Origin of the sequence: Streptococcus mitis (assembly GCF_023109105.1) — a bacterium.
GTDB classification, from domain to species: domain Bacteria; phylum Bacillota; class Bacilli; order Lactobacillales; family Streptococcaceae; genus Streptococcus; species Streptococcus mitis_BW.
This window is the reverse complement of record NZ_JALDTZ010000001.1, coordinates 140281-166341: the sequence shown is the minus strand read 5'-3', so window position 1 is coordinate 166341 and position 26061 is coordinate 140281. Positions and strand designations below refer to the sequence as shown.

At 33.6% G+C, this 26061-nt stretch carries 24 protein-coding genes; 6 read left to right on the top strand and 18 right to left on the bottom strand.

From position 1 onward, the window contains the following. Positions 1–15 precede the first annotated feature (15 nt). Both lpdA and M1F37_RS00855 read left to right on the top strand, forming a co-directional pair. The gene (gene lpdA, locus M1F37_RS00860; protein WP_247934343.1) at positions 16–1719 is read left to right on the top strand and encodes a dihydrolipoyl dehydrogenase; all 1704 of its coding nucleotides are present in this window, start codon (positions 16–18) and stop codon (positions 1717–1719) included. A 58-nt stretch (positions 1720–1777) separates the two neighbouring features. Continuing rightward, positions 1778–2767 (top strand): lipoate--protein ligase, encoded by a 990-nt coding sequence (locus M1F37_RS00855; protein ID WP_247934342.1) that lies wholly within the window; start codon positions 1778–1780, stop codon positions 2765–2767. 71 nt (positions 2768–2838) lie between these two features. On the opposite strand, the gene xerS is transcribed toward M1F37_RS00855, so the two are convergent. The 6 genes from xerS to M1F37_RS00825 form a co-directional block, all read right to left on the bottom strand. Then, positions 2839–3909, bottom strand: a complete 1071-nt coding sequence (gene xerS / locus M1F37_RS00850) for a tyrosine recombinase XerS (protein ID WP_247934341.1) — start codon at positions 3907–3909, stop codon at positions 2839–2841. Positions 3910–4184: 275 nt separating this feature from the next. Next, positions 4185–6032, bottom strand: coding sequence for a zinc-ribbon domain-containing protein (locus M1F37_RS00845; protein WP_075228591.1), 1848 nt, complete (start codon positions 6030–6032; stop codon positions 4185–4187). A gap of 8 nt (positions 6033–6040) precedes the next feature. Beyond that, positions 6041–6754, bottom strand: a complete 714-nt coding sequence (locus M1F37_RS00840) for a hypothetical protein (protein WP_118228166.1) — start codon at positions 6752–6754, stop codon at positions 6041–6043. Continuing rightward, a complete protein-coding gene (locus M1F37_RS00835) occupies positions 6747–8417 on the bottom strand; it encodes a hypothetical protein (protein ID WP_049498825.1) in 1671 nt (556 codons plus the stop codon). Before M1F37_RS00835 ends, M1F37_RS00840 begins: the two co-directional genes overlap by 8 nt. Next, a complete protein-coding gene (locus M1F37_RS00830) occupies positions 8414–10264 on the bottom strand; it encodes a hypothetical protein (protein WP_247934340.1) in 1851 nt (616 codons plus the stop codon). The genes M1F37_RS00835 and M1F37_RS00830 overlap by 4 nt, the downstream gene beginning before the upstream one ends. 3 nt (positions 10265–10267) lie before the next feature. Continuing rightward, positions 10268–11536 (bottom strand): site-specific integrase, encoded by a 1269-nt coding sequence (locus tag M1F37_RS00825; protein ID WP_006151645.1) that lies wholly within the window; start codon positions 11534–11536, stop codon positions 10268–10270. A gap of 900 nt (positions 11537–12436) precedes the next feature. On the opposite strand from M1F37_RS00825, the gene M1F37_RS00820 reads away from it, so the two are divergent. The 4 genes from M1F37_RS00820 to M1F37_RS00805 are packed head-to-tail and all read left to right on the top strand — an operon-like array spanning position 12437 to position 13681. Further along, on the top strand, positions 12437–12682 hold the full coding sequence (locus M1F37_RS00820; protein WP_001813542.1) for a hypothetical protein: 246 nt from the start codon (positions 12437–12439) through the stop codon (positions 12680–12682). Next, positions 12679–13014, top strand: coding sequence for a hypothetical protein (locus M1F37_RS00815; RefSeq protein WP_000806926.1), 336 nt, complete (start codon positions 12679–12681; stop codon positions 13012–13014). The genes M1F37_RS00820 and M1F37_RS00815 overlap by 4 nt, the downstream gene beginning before the upstream one ends. A 12-nt stretch (positions 13015–13026) precedes the next feature. Beyond that, positions 13027–13395, top strand: a complete 369-nt coding sequence (locus tag M1F37_RS00810) for a hypothetical protein (RefSeq protein ID WP_000567222.1) — start codon at positions 13027–13029, stop codon at positions 13393–13395. Then, positions 13382–13681 carry a DUF5960 family protein gene (locus M1F37_RS00805; RefSeq protein WP_001072467.1) on the top strand — a complete coding sequence of 100 codons (300 nt, stop codon included), beginning with the start codon at positions 13382–13384 and terminating at the stop codon, positions 13679–13681. The genes M1F37_RS00810 and M1F37_RS00805 overlap by 14 nt, the downstream gene beginning before the upstream one ends. A 117-nt stretch (positions 13682–13798) precedes the next feature. On the opposite strand, the gene msr(D) is transcribed toward M1F37_RS00805, so the two are convergent. The 12 genes from msr(D) to M1F37_RS00745 form a co-directional block, all read right to left on the bottom strand. Further along, a complete protein-coding gene (gene msr(D), locus M1F37_RS00800) occupies positions 13799–15262 on the bottom strand; it encodes an ABC-F type ribosomal protection protein Msr(D) (RefSeq protein ID WP_000420313.1) in 1464 nt (487 codons plus the stop codon). 119 nt (positions 15263–15381) lie between these two features. Beyond that, positions 15382–16599 (bottom strand): macrolide efflux MFS transporter Mef(A), encoded by a 1218-nt coding sequence (mef(A), locus tag M1F37_RS00795; RefSeq protein WP_000417519.1) that lies wholly within the window; start codon positions 16597–16599, stop codon positions 15382–15384. 385 nt (positions 16600–16984) lie between these two features. After that, complete coding sequence (locus M1F37_RS00790) at positions 16985–17155, bottom strand: hypothetical protein (protein WP_000873143.1); 171 nt, start codon at positions 17153–17155, stop codon at positions 16985–16987. A gap of 628 nt (positions 17156–17783) precedes the next feature. Then, complete coding sequence (locus tag M1F37_RS00785) at positions 17784–19466, bottom strand: ABC transporter ATP-binding protein (protein ID WP_000811441.1); 1683 nt, start codon at positions 19464–19466, stop codon at positions 17784–17786. A 2-nt stretch (positions 19467–19468) separates the two neighbouring features. Then, positions 19469–20206, bottom strand: a complete 738-nt coding sequence (locus M1F37_RS00780; protein ID WP_001244586.1) for an ABC transporter ATP-binding protein — start codon at positions 20204–20206, stop codon at positions 19469–19471. A gap of 135 nt (positions 20207–20341) precedes the next feature. After that, positions 20342–21082 (bottom strand): ABC transporter permease, encoded by a 741-nt coding sequence (locus M1F37_RS00775; protein ID WP_000949747.1) that lies wholly within the window; start codon positions 21080–21082, stop codon positions 20342–20344. 271 nt (positions 21083–21353) lie between these two features. Next, positions 21354–21989 (bottom strand): TetR/AcrR family transcriptional regulator, encoded by a 636-nt coding sequence (locus M1F37_RS00770; RefSeq protein ID WP_025197151.1) that lies wholly within the window; start codon positions 21987–21989, stop codon positions 21354–21356. A gap of 156 nt (positions 21990–22145) precedes the next feature. Next, on the bottom strand, positions 22146–22487 hold the full coding sequence (locus tag M1F37_RS00765) for a GntR family transcriptional regulator (protein ID WP_025197150.1): 342 nt from the start codon (positions 22485–22487) through the stop codon (positions 22146–22148). After that, positions 22484–22705 carry a DUF1648 domain-containing protein gene (locus tag M1F37_RS00760; protein WP_025197149.1) on the bottom strand — a complete coding sequence of 74 codons (222 nt, stop codon included), beginning with the start codon at positions 22703–22705 and terminating at the stop codon, positions 22484–22486. The genes M1F37_RS00765 and M1F37_RS00760 overlap by 4 nt, the downstream gene beginning before the upstream one ends. Positions 22706–22723: 18 nt before the next feature. Further along, complete coding sequence (locus tag M1F37_RS00755) at positions 22724–24283, bottom strand: putative ABC transporter permease subunit (protein WP_075228599.1); 1560 nt, start codon at positions 24281–24283, stop codon at positions 22724–22726. Next, entirely contained in the window at positions 24276–24986 is a 711-nt protein-coding gene (locus tag M1F37_RS00750) for an ABC transporter ATP-binding protein (RefSeq protein WP_025197147.1), read from the bottom strand. The genes M1F37_RS00755 and M1F37_RS00750 overlap by 8 nt, the downstream gene beginning before the upstream one ends. Positions 24987–25095: 109 nt before the next feature. Then, positions 25096–25713: a TetR/AcrR family transcriptional regulator gene (locus tag M1F37_RS00745; protein WP_025197146.1), complete on the bottom strand. Its 618-nt coding sequence runs from the start codon at positions 25711–25713 to the stop codon at positions 25096–25098. Positions 25714–26061: the final 348 nt, after the last annotated feature.

Here is a 26061-nt window from a genome sequence, read left to right as displayed (position 1 = left end):
TAAAGGAAGTAAGATATGGCCTTAGAAGTAATTATGCCAAAAGCCGGCGTGGATATGACAGAAGGACAAATCGTCCAATGGAATAAAAAAGTCGGAGAATTTGTTAAAGAAGGAGAAATCCTTTTGGAAATCATGACTGACAAAGTCAGCATGGAATTGGAAGCAGAAGAAGACGGTTACTTGATCGCTATCCTCAAAGGTGACGGCGAGACTGTTCCTGTTACTGAAGTTATCGGATATCTTGGTGAGGAAGGTGAAAACATCCCATCAGCTGGAGCTCCTGCACCAGAAGCTAACCCAGCACCTGCAGTTAGTGCTTCAAACGATGATGGCAAGAGCGATGATGCTTACGATATCGTCGTTATTGGTGGTGGACCTGCTGGTTATGTATCTGCTATTAAAGCAGCTCAATTAGGTGGTAAGGTTGCTCTTGTTGAGAAATCTGAACTTGGTGGAACATGTTTGAACCGCGGATGTATTCCAACTAAGACTTACCTTCACAACGCTGAAATTATTGAGAATATCGGTCATGCTGCAAATCGTGGTATCGTGATTGAAAATCCTAACTTCACTGTTGATATGGAGAAACTTTTAGAAACTAAATCTAAAGTTGTGAATACTCTTGTTGGTGGTGTTGCAGGACTTCTTCGTAGCTATGGAGTTGATGTTCATAAGGGTATCGGTACTATTACTAAAGATAAGAATGTCTTGGTAAATGGTTCTGAATTACTTGAAACTAAGAAAATCATCCTTGCTGGTGGTTCTAAAGTAAGTAAGATTAACGTTCCTGGTATGGAATCATCACTTGTTATGACTAGTGACGATATCCTTGAGATGAATGAAGTACCAGAAAGCCTCGTTATCATTGGTGGTGGGGTTGTCGGTATCGAGCTTGGTCAAGCCTTCATGACATTTGGTTCAAAAGTAACTGTTATTGAAATGATGGATCGCATTGTTCCAGCTATGGATGCGGAAGTATCTAAGAACCTTCGCTTGATCCTTGAACGCAAAGGTATGACTATCTTGACAGGTACTAAACTTCAAGAAATCATTGAAGAAGATGGTAAACTCCGTATCAAAGTTGAAGGAAAAGATGATATCATCGCAAATAAAGCTCTTCTTTCAATTGGCCGTGTTCCAGATCTAGAGGGAATTGGTGAAGTTGAGTTCGAGTTAGACCGTGGTCGTATCAAGGTTAACGAGTACATGGAAACTTCTGTTCCTGGTATTTATGCACCAGGTGACATCAATGGTACCAAGATGTTGGCCCATGCTGCCTTCCGTATGGGTGAAGTTGCTGCTGAAAATGCTCTAAAAGGCAATCACCATGTTGCTAAATTGAACTTGACTCCTGCAGCTATTTATACACTTCCAGAAGTAGCAGCAGTTGGTTTGACAGAAGAACAAGCTCGTGAAAAATACGATGTCCAAATCGGTAAATTCAACTTTGCTGCAAACGGACGTGCCATTGCATCAGATGCAGCTCAAGGATTCGTTAAGGTTATTGCCGATAAGAAATATGGTGAAATCCTTGGAGTCCACATCATTGGTCCTGCAGCAGCAGAATTGATCAATGAGGCGTCAAGCATCATCGAAATGGAAATCACTGTTGAAGAAATGCTTAAGACAATCCACGGTCACCCAACATACTCTGAAGTTATGTACGAAGCGTTTGCGGATGTTCTTGGAATGGCCATCCATTCACCTAAGAAAAAATAAAAATAGATAGACTAGACTGGAATTATTTTCCAGTCTCTATCGTATTAGAAGGTATCTTATGAAATACATTATCAATCATTCAAATGACACTGCCTTTAATATTGCTTTAGAGGAATATGCTTTTAAACACCTTTTGGACGAGGATCAAATCTTCCTTCTTTGGATCAACAAACCTTCTATCATTGTAGGTCGTCACCAAAATACCATCGAAGAAATTAACCGTGACTATGTCCGTGAAAACGGAATTGAAGTGGTGCGTCGTATCAGTGGTGGTGGAGCTGTTTACCATGATTTGAACAACCTTAACTATACCATCATTTCTAAAGAAGATGAAACTAAAGCATTTGACTTTAAGAGTTTCTCCACTCCAGTAATCAATACTTTAGCTCAACTTGGTGTTAAAGCTGAATTTACAGGTCGTAACGACTTAGAAATCGACGGTAAAAAATTCTGTGGTAATGCCCAAGCCTATATCAATGGACGCATCATGCACCATGGTTGCCTTCTCTTTGACGTTGATTTGACTGTCCTTGCCAATGCTCTCAAGGTATCTAAAGACAAATTTGAATCAAAAGGTGTTAAATCAGTTCGTGCTCGTGTGACCAACATTATCAATGAATTGCCAGAAAAAATTACCGTTGAAGAATTCCGTGATCTACTCTTGGAATACATGAAAAAAGAATATCCTGAGATGACAGAGTATGTATTCTCAGATGAAGAATTGGCTGAAATCAATCGTATCAAAGATACTAAGTTTGGAACTTGGGACTGGAACTATGGGAAATCACCTGAATATAATGTTCGCCGTGGTACTAAATTCCCAAGCGGTAAGGTTGAAATCTTTGCAAATGTTATTGAATCAAAAATTCAAGACATCAAGATTTACGGTGACTTCTTTGGTATTGAAGACGTTGCAGCAGTAGAAGATGTCCTTCGTGGCGTTAAATACGAACGCGAAGATGTTCTTAAAGCACTTCAAACGATTAATTTAGGTCGTTATTTCGCAGGAATTACTGCAGAAGAAATTGCAGAGGCTGTTGTTGAATAAACAAAAAAGAAGTTGGTTTTATCCAGCTTCTTTTTTTGCAACTATATATTACATAATTTATATTATGTCTCTTATAAACTATCCAAGGCATTTTTCTGTTCGTCATTGACGATATGGGTATACAAGTCCGTTACCTGAGTGCTAGCATGTCCTAGCTGATGGCTGACCAAAACTTGGGATTTGGTTGCATCATAGAGACGGGTTGCAAGAGTATGGCGCAGTTTGTGGGGTGTCACACGGACTTTGAAGTCTTCTGAATACTTGGCCACCATCTTTTCAACACTAGAAGCATCAATCCGGTTTGGAACACCTCTATATAAGGTTAGAAAGAGAGCTGTATCCTTTTTTTCTGTCTTATAACGTTTGTCTCGAATTGCGAGATATTGTTCTAAATAGGGTTTGGCAAATGCAGCGACATTGACCGAGTCACGTTTTCCTCCCTTACGAGTTACATCAATGACCATCATTTTGAGATTGAGGTCCCGAAGATCAAGATTAACTGCTTCAGAGAGACGGACACCAGAGGCAAGAAGAAGCGCTATAATGGCTAAATCACGTTCTTTATTTTTATTGAATGATGAGAGAGCGCGATTTGAGAGAGTTTTAGGGTATTCCTGGTCGATATAGTTCAGAAAATCTTCTGTCTCATCACCTAAAAAGAGTTTTTGTTTGATATTTTCAGCTCGAGCGGCTAAGGTTTCTTTCTTTTTCTTGGTAGCAACCTTCTTCATGACGTTACGGTAGAAATAAGGTTCCCCTTGTTCATTTTCAACTTCCTCAGTCAAATATTTATAAAGACTAGACAGTGCAGAAAGGGTACGGTTAATGGTTGTTTGAGACACACCGTTTTTCGTTGTGTTAGCATTCAGCAAGGGACGTTCTCGTAAGTATAAAATGAAAGATTCCAAATCTTTCTTTGTCATGTGTTCCAGAACGTCTAAAGGGATATTGCTCATGATATCAGCATCTGATATACCAGATTCCAAGACCCAGGTGAAAAATCGATCGTATTCCTTTAAGTATTCATACAAGGTCGTAAAACTATATGGAACGGCTAGTTTCGATTGATAGTATTCCAATACATACCAAGGCATGATTTGTTTTAGTTTGTCGATACGTTCTAGTAAAATCTCACGTTTCATGTTTATCTCCAAATCTTTCTATACTAGTAGTATAGCATAATCAGATATATTTTTCAAGAAAATTATAGTTTTTCGGAAAGATGTTATAGGGGATAAAAGCGTTAACCGAAAAAAATTTTTGAGCAAAAAATGTACTTTATTCCCGTGAAAACTAAATCTTTCGCATACTAAAATTCTGTACACTATCTACTTGAAAACTAAAAATACAATCTTTTAAAATAATGTACTTTATAAAAATCTATGATAAAAAACAAGTTCAAATTTGAACCTGTTTTTTAAATTTTCCTATAAGGAACAAAATGTTCTCTTTTTCGTCTACGCCCTTTACAAAATATGCATGGCTCGATAGATCGTTTTACATTTGCAATCTTATCTACAATAGCCATTCTATAACGATGCTCTGGATTATTCTTACAAATCCACCAAAATCTTAATTGCGTATTATTTGGGATTCTTTCTGGATCCCCTAGAATAAGATTGTTAAGATAGTCCCACTCGTTCATCAAATCTTCAAATGAGATATTATCTTGTCTTTCTTTTAATTCTGCACAAAATGGACACATTTCTTTAAGATCTTTTGTCTCGGAATTTAAATACTTATTTAATATAATGCTGAAGCGCTCATGAAATTCGAAGTTACATTCTTTGCAGCGCCATAAATAAAACCTTTTTTCAGTTAATAATGGAACAAAACTATCTATTGAGACTTTATTATTTGGTGCCCACAATTTTGCTAGTTCAGGGTACAAATAATCAAATGTATTATACCCATTCAGAGGCTTATCGTTGTTACAGAAAGGACAACACTGAGAAACTTCTCTTCGAATTGGGATAGAACATAAATATGTCCCATGACACTTTGAACAATCCCACCAATATTTTTTCGTTTCTATTGTTGTCTGAGATAAATGAATAGGAATTTTATTTTTATCGCTCCATTCTTTGATGAGTTTTGGTTCTTTAAGGAAAATATTATTTTTAAATACCTCAGTCCTCCAGTCACATTGATTGGGACATGTTTGAAAGTTTTGATTTTCTAAATCGGTTCGACTGATCATTTCGGCTGGGCTACATTGAAAGTTGATTTTACAACAAGGACAAACCCAACTAACTACATTATTTGACTTAAACCAATATTCGGAAAAATCCCTTTCATTACTGAGGTCCCAAAATTCCCTCAAATAGGGATGTGTTTCATTTAGTGTATTAAAATCCTGAAGTTTTTCTCTATTTGAACAAAATGGACAAGACCTATCTGTTTTTTCAAATAGTGAGCATGAATACTCTCCGTGACAATTCGTACATTCCCATAACACATGAACATTAGATAATACATCAACTTGATTAGGTGTAATATTGTTCCTTTTAGACCACTCCTTGAGCATGGAAGAATTTAAAAAAGATAGAGGAGAAACATCAAAATCTTTATCCAATAACTCTTCAAATGAAGAATGACACTCCAAACAGTAATGACCACTTCTTTTAATTCGGTTCAATAATCTATCAATAGATAATTCAAATTTGCAATGACACTTATCACATTCCCAATGGATAGGTACTGTTATATTGTAACTCAGCTTCAGTTCGTTAAATTTAAATTTGTTTAAATGTTCGCTATAGATTTTAGCTAAATTTGGATAAATTGATTTGTAATCGCAATGATAGGAAGTTTCATTGCAGCCAAAATGAAATAAATCCCCACTTGTTAGTTGAAATAACCTCTTATTTGTCGCAGAATCTTTCCAACTTAATTGACACGTCGGACATTTAAAATTGAATTTTCTTTTACTATTGAACGGCAAGGTAAGAAGTTTCTCATCTAATTCTTCATCTTGCTCAATGCTGTAGTTTATATAATTTCTGAAATCGGGATAAACCTGAAGGACGCTCTCATTTTCATCAATGGAACGTTCACCTAATCCACAATGGGGGCAACACCTAAGATATTCATAACTGTCAAGCTGCACATCAATGATTTTCGCTTCCCAATGGTGTTGACAATAAGGGCAAGACCAATAGGCATATTTTAAACTATTTGACGATAATTTTTTGGGGTCAAGAACATTTCGTTTTTGATCCCAGTACATGTAAATAGCTGGATTATCTTTAACTTTCTTGTTCATTTCTTTCCTCATTTATAATTAGTTTTGCTGTCTAGTAAGTTTTTAATAGAAACCACTTTAGTTAATTTTTGAGGATTTTCTTGTTCAATAAGACCACCAGAATGAAAATCTATTTCTGAATCAGCGGTGATGATATTGTCTGCTAGGAAATCCTCACTGATAACCTTTTGAGAATATTTTAACAATCCTTCTTCTTTTAAAAGCTCATTCGCAATTTCTGGATAGACACTTGTTTTGATTATTTGTAATAGTTTTTGATTCTCATCACTTAACTCATTTTCTCTTTGTAGCTTCTGTTTTAAATCTTCATTAGTTGACTGTAGTTCAGAATTTAAACTACGTAACTTATCTGCTTCTTGTTTATAGCTGGCCGCAATGTTTGCTATTTTCTTGTAGTATTGGCTAATTTCCACCAATGCTCTTTTCATAGCACCTGGAGCACGATTTTTTGCCATAAAATTGTCAGGATCTATGGTCTTATAAGTAATTACAGCTTCATAATTTTCATCTTGGTATTTAATTTCACTTTCTTTTAAAAAATCCCTGAATCTTTTATTACGTCTAATGGTTGTATCCGCAACATTTTGATAGCCATTATTCCTAACATAGTCACCAAACCGAGGGATTTTTACCAAGCTTAAATCACAGGAACACTGGGAAATTAAATACTGTTCAAACAAATGAATCAATTCATCATCAGAAATTGATTTCTTTCTAGCCATTAGACTTATTCTCCTCTAAAGATAGTTGTTTAGCATTTAAGTAATCTTGATAGGTATTGCTAACTGTTTTTAATTTCAACAAAGCTTCTCCAATATCTTCAATATGACCTTTCCCTTGCCTAACTTTTCTAATCGCTTCATCTACAACCATAGCTTTTTCATCAACTGACTTTTTAAATGTTTTATCCATTGAAAAATAATCTTTACCTGCTTTACGGTAAAAAGGGCAGCTCGTACAAGCACCTAGTTCTGCATGCTCACTAATAACTTTCAGACAATCTGAATAATCACCTTTCGCAAAGCGGGGTGAGTAACACCGTCCTTTATTTTCTAAAGTGATGTATTGTCCTTGTGCTGTATAAAATGGCTGTCTCTTACTTATGGTGTAATTCGTATTCTTACTCGTTAGTTTACGATACATTTGATAACTACGACATTCAATAAATTGGCTTAAATTTGAAAAATAGTGAGATGAAGTTGTCACATCTTCATGACCAGCTAAAAGCATAGCTGTAACAGGACTAGCCCCTTCTGCAATTAAATTGATCATTGCAATGTGTCTCGTATCCCCAATATGAATCAAATTAATCTCGTTTTCATCTAATCTAGCTGGAAAACTAAAATAATTAACTTGATAACCGTATTTTTGAGAAATAATCTCATTAAAAAAATACCTCAAAATAGTATTGAGATTAGTGTAAGTTAAAAATCGGTTATTAACACCTGTTCGACGACCCCAACGGTTATAATGAGGATCAGTCACAAATAATGTATCTAATTTAGTAGAATTATCATTTTCCGTAAGTTTGAGGTAAGTCTTTATTTCAGAAGCTAATGAATTAGTAATTTCATAAGTATTCAAAGTATAATCTTCAGAAATTTTATGTGCAACAAGTCGATCCCTTCCTTTGATTATATTTCTCCTTAATGTAAGAAAATATTTTCCATCTTTCTCGGTTAAACAGTTTCTTTGTATTAAAAGAAATTCTCTTGGCCTTAAAGGTAAAATTGCTGTAATCTGCCACCAGAGATACAATGGATAATAAAATAGACGTTCTTTCTTAGATAATGTTTGAGACCAATAATCATTTAAAATGTCATTAAAAGTAAAATAGGATTGAAATTGCGCTAATTGTCTTTGCTGTTTTGACCTCTGCTTTTTTTGAAGGTTGATAGTTAATTTATTATCTAATTGCTCCAATAGTTGATTTAGTTGACTATCATCTGAACAGGGAAGATTTGAGAAAAAGTCAATACATAAACCAGGAAATTTTACAGAAATATTTTCTAAATCTAAAAACGTATCTTTGGTTGTATTTTTAATAATTTGTTTAATATCCATTAGAAATAGCTGTAAAGTTTTTAAAACATGTTGTTTCATTGAGAAAACAATAAAACTTTTTAAGTAATCGATAAATTCCTTATAAGGCAACTGAAAAATTGATTGATAAAATCTCCTATATTGAAATTCAGAAATGTTAAAAAACAGGCTAATATTGGCATATTCATTTGTAGTTTCCCATTTCTTATGATCAAAATCGTAACTTAGAATAATTCCTTTATCAAAATAGTCATCGAAAACTTCTTTTGCTCGCAGAACACAATCACGGTCAAAAGTTTCAAAATAATTTTCAATTTTAAAAAGTTTAGCTTGATTGTTCAATTTATTAACTCCTTTATTATTTCTTCGTAATCATGTAACACGTCATCTCCATATTGCTCGCATAAAGCTTGCAACATTTCAGTTAAACAAGGTTTTATTTGTTCTTCTAAAATACTCCGAATTTTACCTTTTTCTAAATCAGTTCGAACTCTAGAGTATTGTTTGTTCAAACGATTGAATTCTCCTACTAATAACAATAAAGTAGATTTCGTTTGTAATTCATAATGACAACCGATGCAATGTTGCCTATCGTCATATGGACAAATCTTTCCAAGCGCAGATAAAAGACACATGCTTTCACCTTGTTTTGAGAAGGCTTCACCGTTTCCTATACGATGACAAATAGTAAGAAGTTGATTAGGCTCTGCTTCTTCTTCTACCAAAATCTTTAATGCCTTTTGCGATTTCACTTCTGCCTGAATGCTTAAAGCCAATGTTTTTTCAATCTCATTTGGTGTCAAATCTAACTGTTTAATCATCTGAGTCTGTTGACTAGGACTTAATTCTTTATACTTTCCTCTAGTTACAATCGTCAGGATCATTGATGGAATCATAGATAAAACACCTCGTTCAAATAGTTCTCTCGCAACCATTTCTGGTTTAAGCTGGCTTAGTTGGGCATCTTTTAGGTACGTTGTTGTAGTTTGTGCAAATTCATCGAATGAACCTTTATGGCTACGGGCTAATGCGGCTAAAAAATAGCCTTTAATATTTAACTCAGATTTTTCTTGCAAAACATCATCTGCTAACATGGCAACAGTTTGAAGATAGGATTTATTTGCAGATCTAGAACTAAAATTCCTTTCAAGAAATAAGTCTCCAATTTCTTTCCCCATATATCGATTAATTCGTTTATATTCTTTTATTTGTCGAATTAAAGGTTCATCATTATTATCTTTATTCAACTGATAATGAGCTTCACAGATAGCCAACAACGTTCCAATCAATACCTGACAACTCTCAGGGACCTGAAATTTAATCTGACTAATATTTTTAGTTCGCTTTGTTTTGTTTGGAGTAATATTTAAATAAGTTAAACGAGTTGTAATACTTAAAAGAGTTCTTCTTGCCTCACTGCTACTCCAATTACCACTTCTAACTGATTTTAGAACTTCTTTCGGTGTTCTAGGAAGTTGTGGATGTCCAAGTTGTTCTAAATCTGTTCCACGTAGCGCACATATAAAATGAAGTGCTAGAAATAGCCAGGTATCTGCGTAGTCTTTTGAGATTGCTGCTTTATAAAGCATATCTTCTTTTCTAATGTAATTGTCATTAAAAAGAAAATACAGTAATTCTAAATATTCGTCTAACTCATAAGCGTTAGTCTCCTGTTCTAATGTGTATCGAGGTGTAAATTCATATCTTTTGTGATAGTTACATCTCATTTTATTCATTAACCACTTTAAAAAATCAATAAAAACTTCGCCTTTTTGCTTTTCAAGTGCATATACTGCTTCTTCAACCAACAATTCAATCTCATTATTATTACAGAGAAATAAATCTCTTTTAAGATAAAAAGCAAGAAAATCTTGAACATAAAACATGTTTTCCTTAGATAAGTTGCTATCTTCTGAGTATTGCTGAAAATATTTGTAAGTTAATGGGAATTTTTGTTTAAATATAGGCTGAATTCCTGCTAAACCAGTTGGTCCAAGAAGATAATTGGTTATTTTTTCTATTAATAATTGAGCATCTTTATCTGAGATAGAATAGTTATCCAAATCAATCTCAATATTAAACCAATTGTTATCAACTAAAAACTTACTAATTTTGCCTTTATACTGTATATCGTTTTTTCCGAGTTCACTTAACAGATTTTCGATCAAAGATTTAATTGAATAAGTCATACATTACCTTTCTAACTTATCACCAAAAAGTTCATTTGCTCGCCAATTCATATAGTCAAAAACACCATTATTAACTTGACCATATTGTTTTGCGATTTCTCCTTTGTTTTGTAGATAAACCCAAGCACTCTCAGGCGATTTATCACCTCTTGCTGACATAAGCTCACTTATTTCAGAAACCCCAGATAATACTAACTGTGTCGTGTACCAGTGTCTGAAAATATGTGGGGAAATATTATGCTCCTGCAAAAGCTGCCCAAAAAAGACAACCTCTGCATCATCAGATTTTAAGAAGATTGGGATCATTTCGTCGCGAATAATCTTACGAAATCGTTGATAGTATACATCGTATGATAATGCTTTTCCTCGTCTGTTAAGATTTAAAGGTCCATAATCCTTCTCATACTTCTTACCTTCCAGATAAGTCATATAGTCATTATAAGTGTCTAAAAAGACCTCCAGAAAGATATAAGGTACTGCTTGAAGTCTTTCCTTTTTAATCCGTCCAGTTGGCTTTAAATCGCTTCGGAGAGGTATTTCTTTTCGTAGATCGATCTCAATCTTAAATACTTGCCCATCACTTTGGTGAAACAAAATACCTGGCCCTAGAGGACTATCTTCACGTCTTACATTGCATGCTTCTGATGGTCTTAAGCCAACAAAGGCTCCCAAGGCCACAACCATGAGTAGATCTTTATGATAGTGTGCTATGTGAGAAAATAACATCTCAAAAGCACTATTTGGCATATCACGAAAAATAGCTTTCTCAGTGTTGCTATCATTTACGTATATTTCAAAATTTGGTTCTTTACGCTTTATAACCCGTCCTCTACTATTCGTAAAAGTTGTCGTAGAATACAATTCTTCTGCTTTTAACTTAGCCTTTCCCTCTCGCTCACTTAAATAAAGAGTTAAGAAGTCAAGAACTGCATTTACGCATTTTTCAACGGTGCTTTTCTTTCTTTTTTCTCTATCTCCTGGTAACTGAGATAATCCATAAAGCGTAAAAAATTCTCTAACCATTTCAAGTGTAAGTTGATCTATACTTTTAAGTCCAGAAGTACCAAATATAAAATTTAGAAACTTAACAACGTAAGAAAAGCGTTTATTCCCATCATCTGAAATAGACTTGATTCTTGAAGTAGATTTAACATAACGATGAAAATCAGTAAATTGTAAGTTGCCGTCATCGTGCTTCAGAACGATAAATTGCTTTGTCACGATGTTGTTATCACCTAAAACTAGTGAATGTTTATATACAACAAATCTCATGTTATCTCCTTGTTTAATATGACTGAAGGTTCTGACTGGGTTTTAGGATGTCAATACACAAAAAAACGATCAAATCAGTACCATTTTCCTTTGTGCTCTAAACTGCATAAAGGGAATATCGATGAGTACTTTCATTGATCGTTATTATTATTTGAATTAATTCAATAACAAAAGTAACTTCATCTAAGTAATAAGAGCAATTAATTAGCTCAGCAACAACGATAACCACAGCAACTCCTTCTAAACAATGAAAGGAATATCCGCCGTGGCTATCTATTTACTTTTTTTCTTTTACTTTTGTAAGTTACTTTTGTTATTTTTACTTTTTCTGTATTATATCATATTTTGATTAAATTGTCATCTGAGATAGTGATTTTAAAAAAACTGGAAATTTTTTTAATTGTATATTTTGACAATAAAAAACATTTTTATATCAATTTAATGATTTTAGAGCGTTTTTAGCTTATTTGATTTTAAAGTTGTCGTCTATTCCTCAGGATTACTTGAAGAACAGGAAAAATTCGACAACAAAGTAGTCGATCTATTCAGTTATAAAACCTATGAAGGTCTTTCTGCTGGAACTGGCCACTCCTACTTTGGAGATGTAGATTATACTCTTACTTATTCAACTGAGAATATCCCTCATGATTTCTCCTCATGTGCTGAGAGCTTTCTTCTATACTAATAGACGAAAGGGTGTGAAAATGATTTTTAAATGATACTGTGGAACGGAACAGTAGCCCTAGTATTGACTACTGTCGTTTCTATTCATATTGGCTATTCTAGGACTGAGATGAAAAAATCTATAAATGCTCAGAATAAAATTGAACCCGCAAATCTCCCCAAAACAATGGTGAGTCATGTACTTGTATTATTCCGAAAAAATACACCTCTGGTGCAGTGAGACAAATTGGTGTATCTTATAGTGGCTTCGTAGATGAAAGCTATACTCTACTATCACTCTTTGATGATGTAGAACAAATTGAAAAAGATAATAGACTTCAGACAGCTATTGATGTTGTCAGAGAACAGTTTGGTTTTTTAGCCATACAAAAAGGAACCGTCCTAACTGAAGGTTCCAGAAATATTGAACGCAGTAAACTTATCGGTGGTCATTCCGCGGGTGGATTGGAGGGATTAAAATGAAACAAGAAAAAAATACAGTACAATTTTCAGAAATCCGTAGCAAAGGATGTAATGATATTGAAATGCTTGAAAGATTTTTACATGGAATCGTTGAAACAGCAACTTCAAAACTTCGTCAGAGAAAACTCAAAACAACTGAAATATCGATACGACTAGTACATGCTAAATCTGAAAACCGATTACCATTGGAATTTACATTTAGCATTAAGCCAACAAGCTCATCTGTGATAATCTATACTGAGGTAATCAATCGCTTTAAAGAATGTTACACAGGTGGGGGAATTCAAGGTTTTACGATTCAATTTGATAAAAATACCCTTGCCTCTGCATAGAAAGGATTTGATATGATTGACCGTTCATATTTACCATTTCAATCAGCAAGAGAGTACCAGGATACAAAGATGCAAAAATGGATGGGCTTTTTCCTATCTGAACATGCATCAGCACTCTCTGATGATACAAACAAAGTAACGTACATGTCTGACTTATCACTAGAGAAGAAATTATTACTCCTCAGTCAAGTATACGCCGGGCAGCTACGCACACGCATTCAAGTGATTGAAAAAAACAAGCGTGTTTCCTACACTGGAACAATACCAAGTCTGACCAAAGATTTCATTTTGATAAAAACTACAACAGGTCACATCAATTTGAAATTAAAAGACATTATTAGTATTGAACTTGTCGAGGAGGTGCTCTATGAATCAGCTTGAGTTTCAGCGTAATCACCTACAAATGGACTATTATAGCGAGAGCTACCAAGATTTTGAACGTGACTTCTACCGCTACTCTAACATGAATATTCCATTGACCTTCCTAACTGATGATATCCTAAAAACAATGGCGACTTCACGTAAGAATTACTTTGTCCTCAATAAGGAAAAGTCCAGAGATAACCGCGATCACTTCTTCATATTTGAAGTAAGTACCGTAGATGAGAATCCGCTAATCTATCATTATACATATAAGAAAACTACAATATATTTAGCAGAAAAATAGGAGCAGTTCAATTGACTGTTCCTATTTTTAATATTCATAAAATCTAAAGTCTTTATACTCTTTAACAATGGAGTCGCCAACCAGAACAGACTATACTGACCAGCGACTACCTTAAATTTAATGTTTCAGATTTATTTTCTTATCTCTAATTTCATAAACTACATCTGCTACATTTTCGAGTAATCGTTTATCGTGGGTGATAAACACGATAGTTCCGGTGTACTCCTTCATTAGTATTTCCAAAGCCTCTAAACTTGGTATGTCAAGGAAGTTACTGGGTTCATCCATTATTAGGATGTTATATCTACCCATGAGCATTTTAGCAAGCAACAATTTTATAATTTCTCCACCGCTTAAAACAGATAAACTTTTTCCAATATCGTTCTGTTTGAACCCCATAGATGCTAGCACTGAACGAATTTCTGATATATTGTAGTCACAATCCTTCTGCATAAACTCCATAACATTCTGATTACTGTTGTACTTGTAACCATTCTGTGCAAAGTAACCTATTTTTGCCTTAGGCGAAATAGAAATTCCTTCTTCATGGTTTAAGATCATTTGGATTAAAGTTGTTTTTCCGATTCCATTACCACCAGTTAACGCCACTTTTGCTCCTAACGGAATTTGAAAAGATGCATTTTCAAACAGAGCCTTATCCCCAAATACTTTATTAATTTCTGCACCGACTATAGGGTATGGATTATGGAGCTCCAATGCTTTACTTTGCCTGAAACGAATTCTGCGAATGCCTTCCGGAGCTTCTACTTTTCCTAAGGCCGCAATCCTGTGCTCTAGGGTTTTAGCAGCATTATACATCTTTTTTTCCTTACTTCCTATTGATTTTTGATGAGCTAAACGCCCTCCGTCTTCAGTACTTTTTTTCTTTGAAGAACCTTTTGCCTTCTGTTCTATTTTACGAGCCTGTTTTCGCTTTTCCTCCGCAGCCCTTTCCAATCGGGCACGTTCCGCAATAAATTGTTCGTATTCTGCAGCTTGGCTCTTACGTTCTTCCTCTTTCTGACGAAGATAATCAGAATAGTTTCCCCAATACTCAGTGATTTTGCCATCTTTCAGTTCCCATATTTTATCTACTATTTCATCAAGAAAATAGCGGTCATGGCTAATAACTAACAGTGCACCTGTAAAATATTTTAGCTGTCCTATTAGAAAATCAATTCCTTCACGGTCTAAATGGCTCGTAGGTTCATCCGCTAAAATACCATGAACCTGTGCCGATAAGGCCTGTGCTATTTTAAGCCTTGTTTCTTCACCACCGCTCATAGTCTGTATATTTAATTGCTCAACACCTAGCTTGCCTACAAGTGCAAAATCTTTTTCCTCCTGCAGAGTTACTTCGTCCAACTGGGGAATATAGGCAAGTTCACCCAGACGATTCATTTTACATCCTGGGGGAGTTAATTCTCCTAAAAGTACCCTGAGTAAAGTGCTTTTTCCAGCACCATTTGCTCCTACTAAACCAATACGGTCATAATCATATACTTCTAATTCATTTATATCTAAAACATCGCGTCCTTTGAATTCCACACGAATGTCTTTTGCTTTTAATATTAATTCCATAACATTTCCTCCTGTCTATAATCGCATGCTTTCATTTGCTTGTATGCAGGGAAAACCCTGCGATTTTAGCAGGAAGAGTTACATGAAAATAAGATACATAAATATTCCTCCAATATTGTTTATTTTAAATCTAATTTTCTAACCTCAGTTATCATTTGGCAAACTATAGCAATGCCAATAATTAAAATACCTGATAGTAAAAACCAATGATTTACACCGATTTTATCAGCAAAGAATCCAGAAAGAATTAACCCAATTGGCATAGCAAGTGACATGATACTTCCGATCAAAGAAAATACACGTCCTAAATATTCAGGCTTAATTTTCTCCTGAAAAAGAGCTGTTTGCACACCGCTATAAAATGGCACCGAAAGCCCCATTATTGCACAGCAAACTACGAATATTACAAATCCATTTGGAGGAAGTATTCCCGAAACGGCTAAACTGGTCCCCATTATAAAAAATGAACTTGTTATTAGTAATACATGCTTTTCGAAGCCCCCTAATCTTCCTAATAATAAGCCTCCTGCTAGCATCCCAAATGCAAAGGAAATTTCCGTAATAGAAATATGCACAGGCGTTCCATTAAAGTGTTCCATGCTTATTAAAGGAAATAGTGCATTGATTGGCATATAAACAAAAGTATATAGTGTTCCTAAGAGTAATAAGGCAAACAATCCTTTGTTTTGTCTCAGAACCACAACTCCTTCTTTCATCTCCCTTATGAAATTTGGTTCTAAACTTTGCACTTGATTACCCAGCTTAGGTATACGTACAATTGCTACCGTAATAGATGCAATCACAGCACCCAATACGTCGATGGCAATAATAGCATTTAAATCCCAAACGGAGTATAAGAGTGCTGCAACTGCCGGACTAACAATATAGCTTATAGACTGCAAAGACTGACTATAGCCTGCGCATTTCGTTAGCTGTTCTTCTGGTACTAAAAGTGGTGTAACCGCATTGAGTGCTGGGGTATGAAAAGCTGTTCCAATGCTACGGATAAACAATACTATCATAATCATCCAGACAGGTAGCTCCATACAGAATGCAACAATAGCAAGCACTGCACCAGCTGCTGCGATAATTAAATCGGCACCAATCATTATCTTCTTCCTATCATGACGATCCACTAGCACACCAATGGCAGGTCCCAAAATCGCATAGGGTAAAAAACCTACTAATGAAGCCATAGACAAGACCATCGCAGATCCTGTTTTTTCTGTAAGGTAAAAAATAATCGCCATTTGCAGGATGGCACTAGTGATTAATGATACTGCTTGCCCTGCCCATATTGCATAAAATTTTCGTTTCCAATTGTTGTATTTTTCCATTTATATTATCTCCTGCATATTATTTTGCTTGAATTTCTATTTTGAATAGCATTCTAGGCAATAAAAAATGCAGGCCAAACCCCACAATGTGGCTTTTGGTCTGCATACATACAATTTGGAAACATTCATATTAAAGACATAGTTAAATAAAGGTATAGTTAAATAACCAATATCCTCACCGTAACTAATGAATGCTCAATATCGTATAAATAAGCACAACAAAAAAGCCTATCATCGGGTATAGATTCTGCTTTTTTTATTGCCAGCTTATCTTAAACGCATTGAGGCTGTCATAGTTTCGGTTCCTCCTACATCTTTGTTTATATCAATTTATAGTATAACACAACAAGATGATATGTTCAATATAAAAGTTATGGAATGAGACTCATACTTCCAATTCGATGCCAGATTTAAAGGATATGACGAAGTTTTCTTCATAGACTGTAACGCTCTGGATTATCTTCCTTAGTAGCAAGCGATTAGCTTTCACAAAATCTTCTGTTTGTAGTTTTAAAAATTCATCAGGATTTTCTAACTCAACCTCAAAATATTTCATTTTACATTCCCTCATTTCATTTATTGATAAATTGAGTTTGCAAAAAAGAGTGGACAATTTTTGTCTACTCTTAACCTTTAAAATAGTTTTTTTTAATCGATTTGAAGTTGCCTAAATTATTACTTATTCGGTAAAATGAAGTATTGCTTTCAACAGATTTCCTTCAACTACACTTCACTTGATTCAAACAAGGTGGGTACATTTCTATTCCCACAAACTCCTTGTCAATGGAAACAAACACGTACCCACAGGGTAAATGGAAATAGAAACTGATAATTTCTAGCTATCACTTCTACTCATTCCAAAAATTTTCTCACTCTGATACTTACCCACCATAAAGCAAAAAGCCTTGCAATCAAGGCTTTCATTATCCCTTTCGTTCAAAGGTTTCTAAGCTTTTACGAGCAGAGCGACACACTCAGCGGTTCGCTATCTCCGTTCTGTCTGCGTGCTAGCACTTGTCAATCACGGACAGCTATCGCATGGGCGGAAGTAAATGCTAATCTTCGTCGTTTTACTCCTTGACTAGCAAACTTACCGCCTCAACATGTGGTGCTAGCAAGCTTATATATTATAGAACGAAAAGGATAGAGTGTTTTATAAAATTATACTATAAAATGAAAGAGAATTACACACTCAACTCAAACAACTTATAAAACTCACCTCTCCTATCCATCAAATCACTGAAAGAACCATCTTCAACAATAACGCCATCTTTCATAAAGAGAATTCTATCGTATTTTTTCAAAATGTTCTCATTCAACTTGTGGGTTACTACAAGTGCAGTCAAATTTTGAATATCCAAGATTGAACTTTCAATTTCAGTAGTTACTTGATTATCCAAAGATGAAGTAGCCTCATCCAATAATAAGATTGGTGTTTTTCGAATCAAGGCACGCGCAATACTAACTCTTTGTTTTTGTCCGCCAGATAGATTTGAGCCATTCTCTCCACATAAAGTTTGTAGACCAGATTCATTTTCTAAAACATAACTTTCTAAACCCGACTGCTGTACAGCTTGCTTTATTTCCTCATCAGTGAAGGATTGATTAAGAGTAATATTTGCTCTTAAAGTATCATCAAAGATATAAACGTCTTGTTGAACAATTGTCATTAAGTTATAAAGGCTCTCTGCTGAAATAGCTTGCAAATCTATATTATCAATGGAGATGTGCCCACTTGTTACATCGTAAAAACGCAGTAATAGATTGAGCAAAGTTGATTTCCCACTCCCTGACATTCCAACAATTGCAATTTTTTCTCCTTTTTGAATCTTCAAAGATAAATGGTTAAAAATTTTTTCTTTAGTATTAGGGTAAGAAAAGTCTATATTTGAAAAAGAAATAACATCATCGAAATATTCTTTTGTTTCACCAGTCTGAAGCTCAGTTACATCTTTTACCTCAAATGCATCTAGTGTTGCCTGACCTTCACGAAATTTACTTATTCCCATTCCAACTTCATTCAGTGGCATTACTACAAAATTGACCAGTTGAACAATAGCTGTTACACTCCCAATTGTGGTAGAGCTATTAAATACGAGATACATCCCTCCACCAAAGGCTACCAAAAAAACAATCATCCCTGAAAGCTGTGAAATAACATTAGCTAAAACGTCAAATTTCCCTTTTATAAAATTTATTTCATCAAATTTTTCACTTTCATGACTATAATCCTCACAGATAGCATCTTTCACATTAAAACTTTTAATAACAAGAAATCCTGCTAAAATATCTTTAACCTTAGCTAAATACTTCTGATCGGCAACCATAGCTCTATTTTGTAAAGAGGCTGATTTTTGTCCAATAAATCCTGAAATCATCATCGGAATGATGCTAGCAATGATAACTAATAAGGTCAAAAACCAATTACCTATAAACATAGTTAGAAGTGAAAAAATCATTAAGGAAAGGTTTTTTGAAATATTAAAATACTGGTATAGATAATCTTGCTCAATTTTCTTCATATTTTCGGTTAATACGGAAATAAATTTCCCTGATTTTTCTTTAGAAAAGTCTCTATAATCCCTATCTAAAATAGATTGGAACACCTTGTTTTTGTATCTTGACATGATTTGCCTAACAAGTTTATTTCTCAATCGAAGAGATATAAAGTTGAGTGCTGCATAGATGAAAATAACAGTAGCTCCTACTAGTACCGCTTGAGTTAAGGCTTCTTTATTTTGGGACATGCCACTATCAATAATACCTTTAATAGAATAAGCAAAAGCAATATTAGTTAAAGGGACCAGTATATTAAATATCATGAAAGCATAAAAAGCCTTCTGATGGTTCTTTATCAATTGTTTCATCCTTAATCTACCTCATAATTCTTAATTTCATTTAGAAAATGTGACATAAAATATTCTTCTAAGTCAATATTCTCTCTCCTAATCTCTTTCATAGAAACCTGTTCTACAATTTCTCCATTTTTGATAAAGCCAATTTTATCTGCTATCTGTGAAATTTCCGATAATATATGACTCGATATTAGAATAGTAATTCCATGCTCCTTAGAAAGCGACAACAAAAGATTTCGAATTTCTTGAATCCCTATTGGATCTAAACCATTGATTGGCTCATCTAAAATTAACAATTTAGGTTTTGTTAGAAAGGCACGAGCTAAACCAAGCCTTTGCCTCATTCCTAACGAAAAATCTTTTACTTTTTTAGTCGTATTTTTTAAGCCGACCATTCTTAAGGCTTTTTTTATATCTGATTCAATAATATTTTTCCCCATATATTGAGCGTGAATTTCCAAAATTTCTTTTGCAGTGCAATTATCATAAAAAATTGGTGATTCAATAATACTTCCAATCTGACTTAGGATTTCTTCTCTGTGTTCTTGTAGATTTTTCCCAAAAATTTCAATACTACCTGATGTAATTGTTGATAAGGTTAACATACATTTCATTAACGTTGTTTTTCCAGCACCGTTCGGTCCTAAAAAACCATAGATTTCTCCTTCAGCAATTTGAAGGTTGATACCACTTAAAATTTCTTCTTTATCAATTGTTTTAAAAACTTCTTTTATTTCAACAATATTTCTCATTTCTATCTCTCTTTCTATATCCAGCTTTAAATGAAAGAATTTTTCTCCTGGAGCATAAATACCAACTTATACAGCCTCTTTTTTTATAGAAATCATCAAGGAATTATCACATTCCTTCAATTAAATTCAGCTATGCTACTTGATACTAATATCTTGTCTTGAAATATTATAAATTGAAAATGAAGTAATCATTAAACTTATGAAACTTGCAAATATCAAAAAGAATAAGTTATCAGCAATATTATTAGATAAACTTCCTGGACTGGCATTCGAAAGTAATGCTGCTAAACCAAGTCCTGTAAGCATTGTTATAGCTGTTGAATGCTTAATCATACCTAAAACAAATGGTAATAACCCTATTAGTACTGTTCCAAACGTAATTCCAGCTAAGTTAATTAATTGATTAGCTACAGGGATACAACTAGATTCAGTTACAACAGCCATGAATCTAATGAATATTTGAATAACTAAATGTGCAGAAAAATGGGCAATAAATGATATTAGGATGACTAAAAGAATTTTTCCCCATAGTAACTTTATTTTAGAAATAGGGTAAGAAAACAACTGAAAAATTGTTCTTCGTTTAAATTCATCAATGATAATCGTAGATAATAAATAAGATTCGAAAATCAAAAATGCTGCTTTTGTAAATAAAGATGAAAACAATGAAGCTACAATTGCCCAGCCTTCCCATTTACCAGTAACTCTAATAACATTAGAATCCTGACCAGCGAATTCTCCTAGTTTATTGTCAGTACCTAAACCCATAATAATGATTGCTGTAATGCCTAACACTATAAAAATAGTACACAACCAGGCTAAAAATAATTTAGGTTTAGAAATTTTATTTAATTCAATTTTAATAAGCGATAACATAGATTCTTTCCTCCAAAGTGTAAATAAAGAGTAAACTATTCAAACTAATCTCAACAAATATTTAAAAATTAGCTTATTTTTCAGACAATTACACCATACATACTATCGGTATGTATATACTAAAAAACAAACATACCTGTGGTATGTATAATAGATTTTTAATAACACACTTAAAGTATGTTATTTTTTAATTATCAATTATGTAAGATAATTTATTCAATTAATAATACATAAATAGAAATTAGTATTAACAAGAATGTCATAGGACTACTTATTTACTATTTTTTAAGTGATCAAATAAGTTGAAAATAACCTCCATCATTTCATCAGAAATTAACTGTACCCCTAGACCTTCAAAAGTAAGTTTAATGAAATTCATTTTACGCTTTAATTCCTCTACTGAAAAAACGGAAATTTGAAAACCAATCCAAATATTTAGAGTCAAAACAATTAAATCTGCTAGCTCTTCTGGATAGTCTGTTTTAATAGACCCATCTTCAACACCTTCGTAAACTTTTTCTCTAATTTCCGGTAAAAAATCAGAAAATAGACCTAGATACTGCTCTCCTAACAAACGTGGACTTCTTAGCATAATTGAAGCAGAGTAAACGAGCCTTTGGTGTTCAAAATTAGAGAAAGAGTCCATCAAAGAATTTTGTATCTTTTCTAATCCAGTATTTCCTCTCCAATTATAATTTAAAATTTCTTGATTATTTTCGCTAATGATTGTTTGTAGGATATCATATTTAGACTCAAAATGATGATAGATAACACCTTTCGTCAATCCACCTAAGCCATCAATGATATCTTGTATTGACGTATTATCAAATCCTTTTTCTAAAAATAAATTTTTGGAGACCTCTAGTATTTTTTTTCTAGTTTCATGTGAGTTTCTATTCCTTGCCATTTTAGTCCCTTTCTATCATACTGATGGTATGTAATTCTATTGTAGTGGAAGTAACTAATAATGTCAAGTTCTTTATTGGAAAATGAAAAAAGCCTTAAAATCAAGGCTTTTCTATACTTTCACAAATAATCCTAATAAAATTCCATTCAACTTCTTCTAAGCATCTTTTCTAAAAAATAAATTGACAATCTCATCTTCTGAAAAGCCTAGCTCACCAAGTTTTTCAAACAAAATTTTAACTAGCTTGTTAGATTCTTGATATCTTATCTCTTTTATTTCTTGCTCGCTTGCTATGACAAAATATCCTAATGTTCCACAGCTAGTAACCAAATTCTGTTCTTCGAGAACTTTCATTGCTTTTTGGACAGTTGCCGGATTACACTTCTCGTTTTCTGCTAATCTCCTTATTGAAGGAATTTGTTGTTCAGGTGCATAATCACCTCTTAAAATAGTCGTTCTTAATTTTGATGCAATTTGTAAATATAGATGGTGTTTCATTTAATCTTTTTATTATTACTTTCCCTAACAAACTTCCAATATGCAGAATAAGGGATGGCTGTAGCTAGTAGAAGATAGTATTTATTTGCAAACATATCTGCTACTCCTTTTGCATTGAAATGAATAGGAACTTTCTCAGGGAGAAATCCACAAATAATGACTATGATGACCATCATTCCCAACAAAACCAAAATATCTTTTAACAGTCTATTTTTCATCTTATTTTCCTCCTTTAACTAGATAAAATTTAACTTGGTCATTTTTATATAAACTCTAAACGAAATAGCCAGTAAAATTACTGATACTGCTTGCAAAACAAATATAATCGGAAGATTAAAAAACCAATTAAGCAAAATAGGCGTAATAAGCGTAATCATACTAATAATTCCAGTTACAATAACAGGAAGACTTTGTTTGACAACTATCATCTCACTGTCCCAATCATAGTTAGGATATTTTTTATTTAATGAAATTCCGATTACCATTATAAAAAGGGAGTAACATATGGGAACAATAACTAGATTCATAACTTGAATAGGATTCATATCAAGTTTCAGCATAAATACAGATACAGAAATCATATATCCAATCAAATGAAGTGTAAGGTTGACAGCTATCTTAGCATTTAAAATCGTTTTCACTTCAACTGGAGAACTTTTCAAAATCCAAATATTTTTACCTTCTAAAGATATAGATGAAGCTGCTGGACAACTGAGTGAAAGCATAGATGCAATAAAGACGGGAGCTAAGTTTGAAAGATACTCATTTATATTTTCAATTCCTGCAGAATTTCCTATTTGACCTACAGAATTAAAAAGGAAACATATACTAAAGACACATAAAAGAATTACTCCAAGCCCAGCATTCAAGACTGCCATATAAGAACTTAAAAATCGTCCAAGCTCTTTTTGATACAAGGAAAAAAATACCGATTTTCTTTCATAAGATACTTTGTCATTAGCATAACTTGATTTTGTATTGGCAAGTGTATTAAGTAGTCCATACTTCAACGAAGCAATTTTGACAAATAGATAAAAGACGACTATTGAAAGAACTATATAAAATCCCATCCCATAGTACATTGGAAAATTGTAGTATGACATAAATAGTCTAGAAATTGGATACAGTCTAGTAATTTGCTTAGCCAGAGTAACCCCAATACTACTTTCATCACCTGATTGCAAAGCTGATAATGCAAAATATCCAATTATACCTAGCATCGCAAATGAAAAAATAAGAGAGATAACATTTTTTCTTTTAAAAAAAGATGAAGCGAAAACAATAACGAGTCCCATGCATGCCGCTATACACATGGGAATCAAAGGGACAAAAATTATAGAAGTAAAATACAATATAATCTGTAGGAGGTTTAAACTTCCGTTCAAGCTCCATACAATTCCACCCGGGAGCATAAATATCAAGCCTATTAAAAAATTCAATAAGTACATAAACATAAACTTGCTGGTGATAATATACGAACTTTTAACAGGTAAGGATTGGAGAATTTCCATATCTCGACTGCCAAATAAAATGCCATTCGAATAAAATACTGTAAAAAATAATATTGAAAAACTTGAGACAGAGACCATATATGCTGGAATCAAGTTCTGCTGTCCGACGTGTACCAATGTTTTCGCTGTTATTATATTATAAACAAAGCAAAATAAGGAAAGAGTTATTATGCCAAAACTCGCAATAGCCATTGAACTTTGTTTTTTATTTCGTGAATCTCTAATCTCATTAATAGGAAAGAAATTAATCAATTGCGCTTTAAGCAGTATCCAAATGTTACTCATTGTTCTGCACCTCCATGAAAAATGCCTCCAATGATTCATCACCTTTGACGTCTCCCGTATTGCCACTTGCAATTAACTTTCCATTTTTGATAATGGCAATCTTATTACATAATTTTTCCGCAACATCCAATACATGGGTTGAAAAGAAAATAGCACCTCCATCTGAAACACACTCATGCATAATTTTCTTTAGTAGGAAAGTTGCTTTGGGATCTAGCCCAACAAAAGGTTCATCTAAAATCAACAGTTTGGGAGAATGTACAAGTGCAGAAATAATGGCTGTTCGTTGCTTCATTCCATGTGAATATGAAGAAATAATCCCCGAAAGATGCTCAGTCATATCAAATAAATCACCGTATTTTTGTATTCTCTCCTTGCGTATTTTTGTAGGAATTTCAAACAAGTCAGCAATAAAATTAATATATTGAAGTCCTGTCATATGTTCATACAAATCTGGATTATCTGGGATATACGCCATCATTTTTTTACAAATAACAGGTTCTTCTTTAATAGAATGACCGTTGATAATTATACTTCCTTCTTCAAAATCATGGATACCGACAACTGCCTTTATCGTTGATGTTTTTCCCGCACCATTTGCTCCAATAAAACCATAAATATCTCCAGGCTGTACTGAAATAGACAGGTTATCCACAACCTTCTTATCCCCATAACTTTTACTAAAATTCTTTATCTCTAACATATTTTCGTCTCCATTGACAATTTGTCAGTCATATTTTGAAATAATACCGATAGCTTGTTTTGATTTAGCTATCGGTACATAGTTCTCTTTACAAACATTCTATCTTTTTTTAATTGCTAAAGAGTTCTTTTGTATTTAGATTTTGTTCCAGCATTATCTTAAATGCATTCAAGTAATCTTTGACAGTTTCTTTCTTTGAAGTTTTTATACCTATGTTATTTGAAACAAAAACATAGGCTGTCATCAGAAATTCTGCTGTTTCTGATGGATATTTTACAGAAAATACTTTTTCTGAGATGCCTTGATTTATTATCCTCTCAAAATATATAGTCAGTTTTTCAATGAGCTTATGAGATAACTTATCTAACATATAACGATTTTCTTCAAGATCAACCGTCTTTTGTAACTCAGTTCCTTCCGCTGAAACGTTATCTGTAGAGATTATTGTGGCATCTATAAAGGCTCTTGTTTTTTCAATAGCAGTTTTGTCATCATCATAGACAATCACGTGAATATCACTCAATAATTTCTCTGAATATCGTTCCACGAGACAATACAGAATATCTTCTTTATTCTTAAAGTGATAGTATAGCAAACCTCGTGATATATTTACCTTATCGACTATATCCTGAGTTGTTGTGTTCGCATATCCTTTCTCCATAAAGAGGAGCATAGCAGCGTCCATAATCTCAGCCCGTCGAATTTCCGGATCTTTTACATCTCGCATTTTATTCCTCCTGTTTATAAATTATACTACTCTACTGACAAATTGTCAATTATAAAATTACCTTTTTGAGGATACCAAAAAAACCTTGACACCAGGGCTTTTTCGTTAACATTTTTTCTAAGCTCGTACAAGCAGTGATGCTGCCTCAACATGGGTTTTAGAGGACTAAATGGAGTCTGAATTGCCTGATAGAGATGTAGTATTGATTAAGCAATCAACAAATAATGTACAAAACAAAAATAAAGTACACTGCTTAATGAGTGTACTTTATCCTTCTAATTCAGTTTTATCAATGGTTTAGCTCTAGTTAAGTCGATTAGTTAAATTAATTTAGACTATTGCTTTTTA

Excerpts from the sequence above, each read along its gene's own strand:
- M1F37_RS00815 (WP_000806926.1), top strand. The coding sequence starts at position 12,679 with ATGAAACAAGAAAAAAATACAGTACAATTTTCAGAAATCCGTAGCAAA.
- M1F37_RS00765 (WP_025197150.1), bottom strand. The coding sequence starts at position 22,487 with ATGAAACACCATCTATATTTACAAATTGCATCAAAATTAAGAACGACT.
- M1F37_RS00755 (WP_075228599.1), bottom strand. The coding sequence starts at position 24,283 with ATGAGTAACATTTGGATACTGCTTAAAGCGCAATTGATTAATTTCTTT.
- M1F37_RS00775 (WP_000949747.1), bottom strand. The coding sequence starts at position 21,082 with ATGTTATCGCTTATTAAAATTGAATTAAATAAAATTTCTAAACCTAAA.
- M1F37_RS00805 (WP_001072467.1), top strand. The coding sequence starts at position 13,382 with ATGAATCAGCTTGAGTTTCAGCGTAATCACCTACAAATGGACTATTAT.
- M1F37_RS00855 (WP_247934342.1), top strand. The coding sequence starts at position 1,778 with ATGAAATACATTATCAATCATTCAAATGACACTGCCTTTAATATTGCT.
- M1F37_RS00845 (WP_075228591.1), bottom strand. The coding sequence starts at position 6,032 with ATGAACAAGAAAGTTAAAGATAATCCAGCTATTTACATGTACTGGGAT.
- M1F37_RS00770 (WP_025197151.1), bottom strand. The coding sequence starts at position 21,989 with ATGGCAAGGAATAGAAACTCACATGAAACTAGAAAAAAAATACTAGAG.
- M1F37_RS00825 (WP_006151645.1), bottom strand. The coding sequence starts at position 11,536 with ATGAGATTTGTTGTATATAAACATTCACTAGTTTTAGGTGATAACAAC.
- M1F37_RS00790 (WP_000873143.1), bottom strand. The coding sequence starts at position 17,155 with ATGAAATATTTTGAGGTTGAGTTAGAAAATCCTGATGAATTTTTAAAA.
- M1F37_RS00780 (WP_001244586.1), bottom strand. The coding sequence starts at position 20,206 with ATGAGAAATATTGTTGAAATAAAAGAAGTTTTTAAAACAATTGATAAA.
- M1F37_RS00840 (WP_118228166.1), bottom strand. The coding sequence starts at position 6,754 with ATGGCTAGAAAGAAATCAATTTCTGATGATGAATTGATTCATTTGTTT.
- lpdA (WP_247934343.1), top strand. The coding sequence starts at position 16 with ATGGCCTTAGAAGTAATTATGCCAAAAGCCGGCGTGGATATGACAGAA.
- M1F37_RS00760 (WP_025197149.1), bottom strand. The coding sequence starts at position 22,705 with ATGAAAAATAGACTGTTAAAAGATATTTTGGTTTTGTTGGGAATGATG.
- M1F37_RS00830 (WP_247934340.1), bottom strand. The coding sequence starts at position 10,264 with ATGACTTATTCAATTAAATCTTTGATCGAAAATCTGTTAAGTGAACTC.
- M1F37_RS00785 (WP_000811441.1), bottom strand. The coding sequence starts at position 19,466 with ATGAAACAATTGATAAAGAACCATCAGAAGGCTTTTTATGCTTTCATG.
- M1F37_RS00750 (WP_025197147.1), bottom strand. The coding sequence starts at position 24,986 with ATGTTAGAGATAAAGAATTTTAGTAAAAGTTATGGGGATAAGAAGGTT.
- xerS (WP_247934341.1), bottom strand. The coding sequence starts at position 3,909 with ATGAAACGTGAGATTTTACTAGAACGTATCGACAAACTAAAACAAATC.
- M1F37_RS00745 (WP_025197146.1), bottom strand. The coding sequence starts at position 25,713 with ATGCGAGATGTAAAAGATCCGGAAATTCGACGGGCTGAGATTATGGAC.
- M1F37_RS00810 (WP_000567222.1), top strand. The coding sequence starts at position 13,027 with ATGATTGACCGTTCATATTTACCATTTCAATCAGCAAGAGAGTACCAG.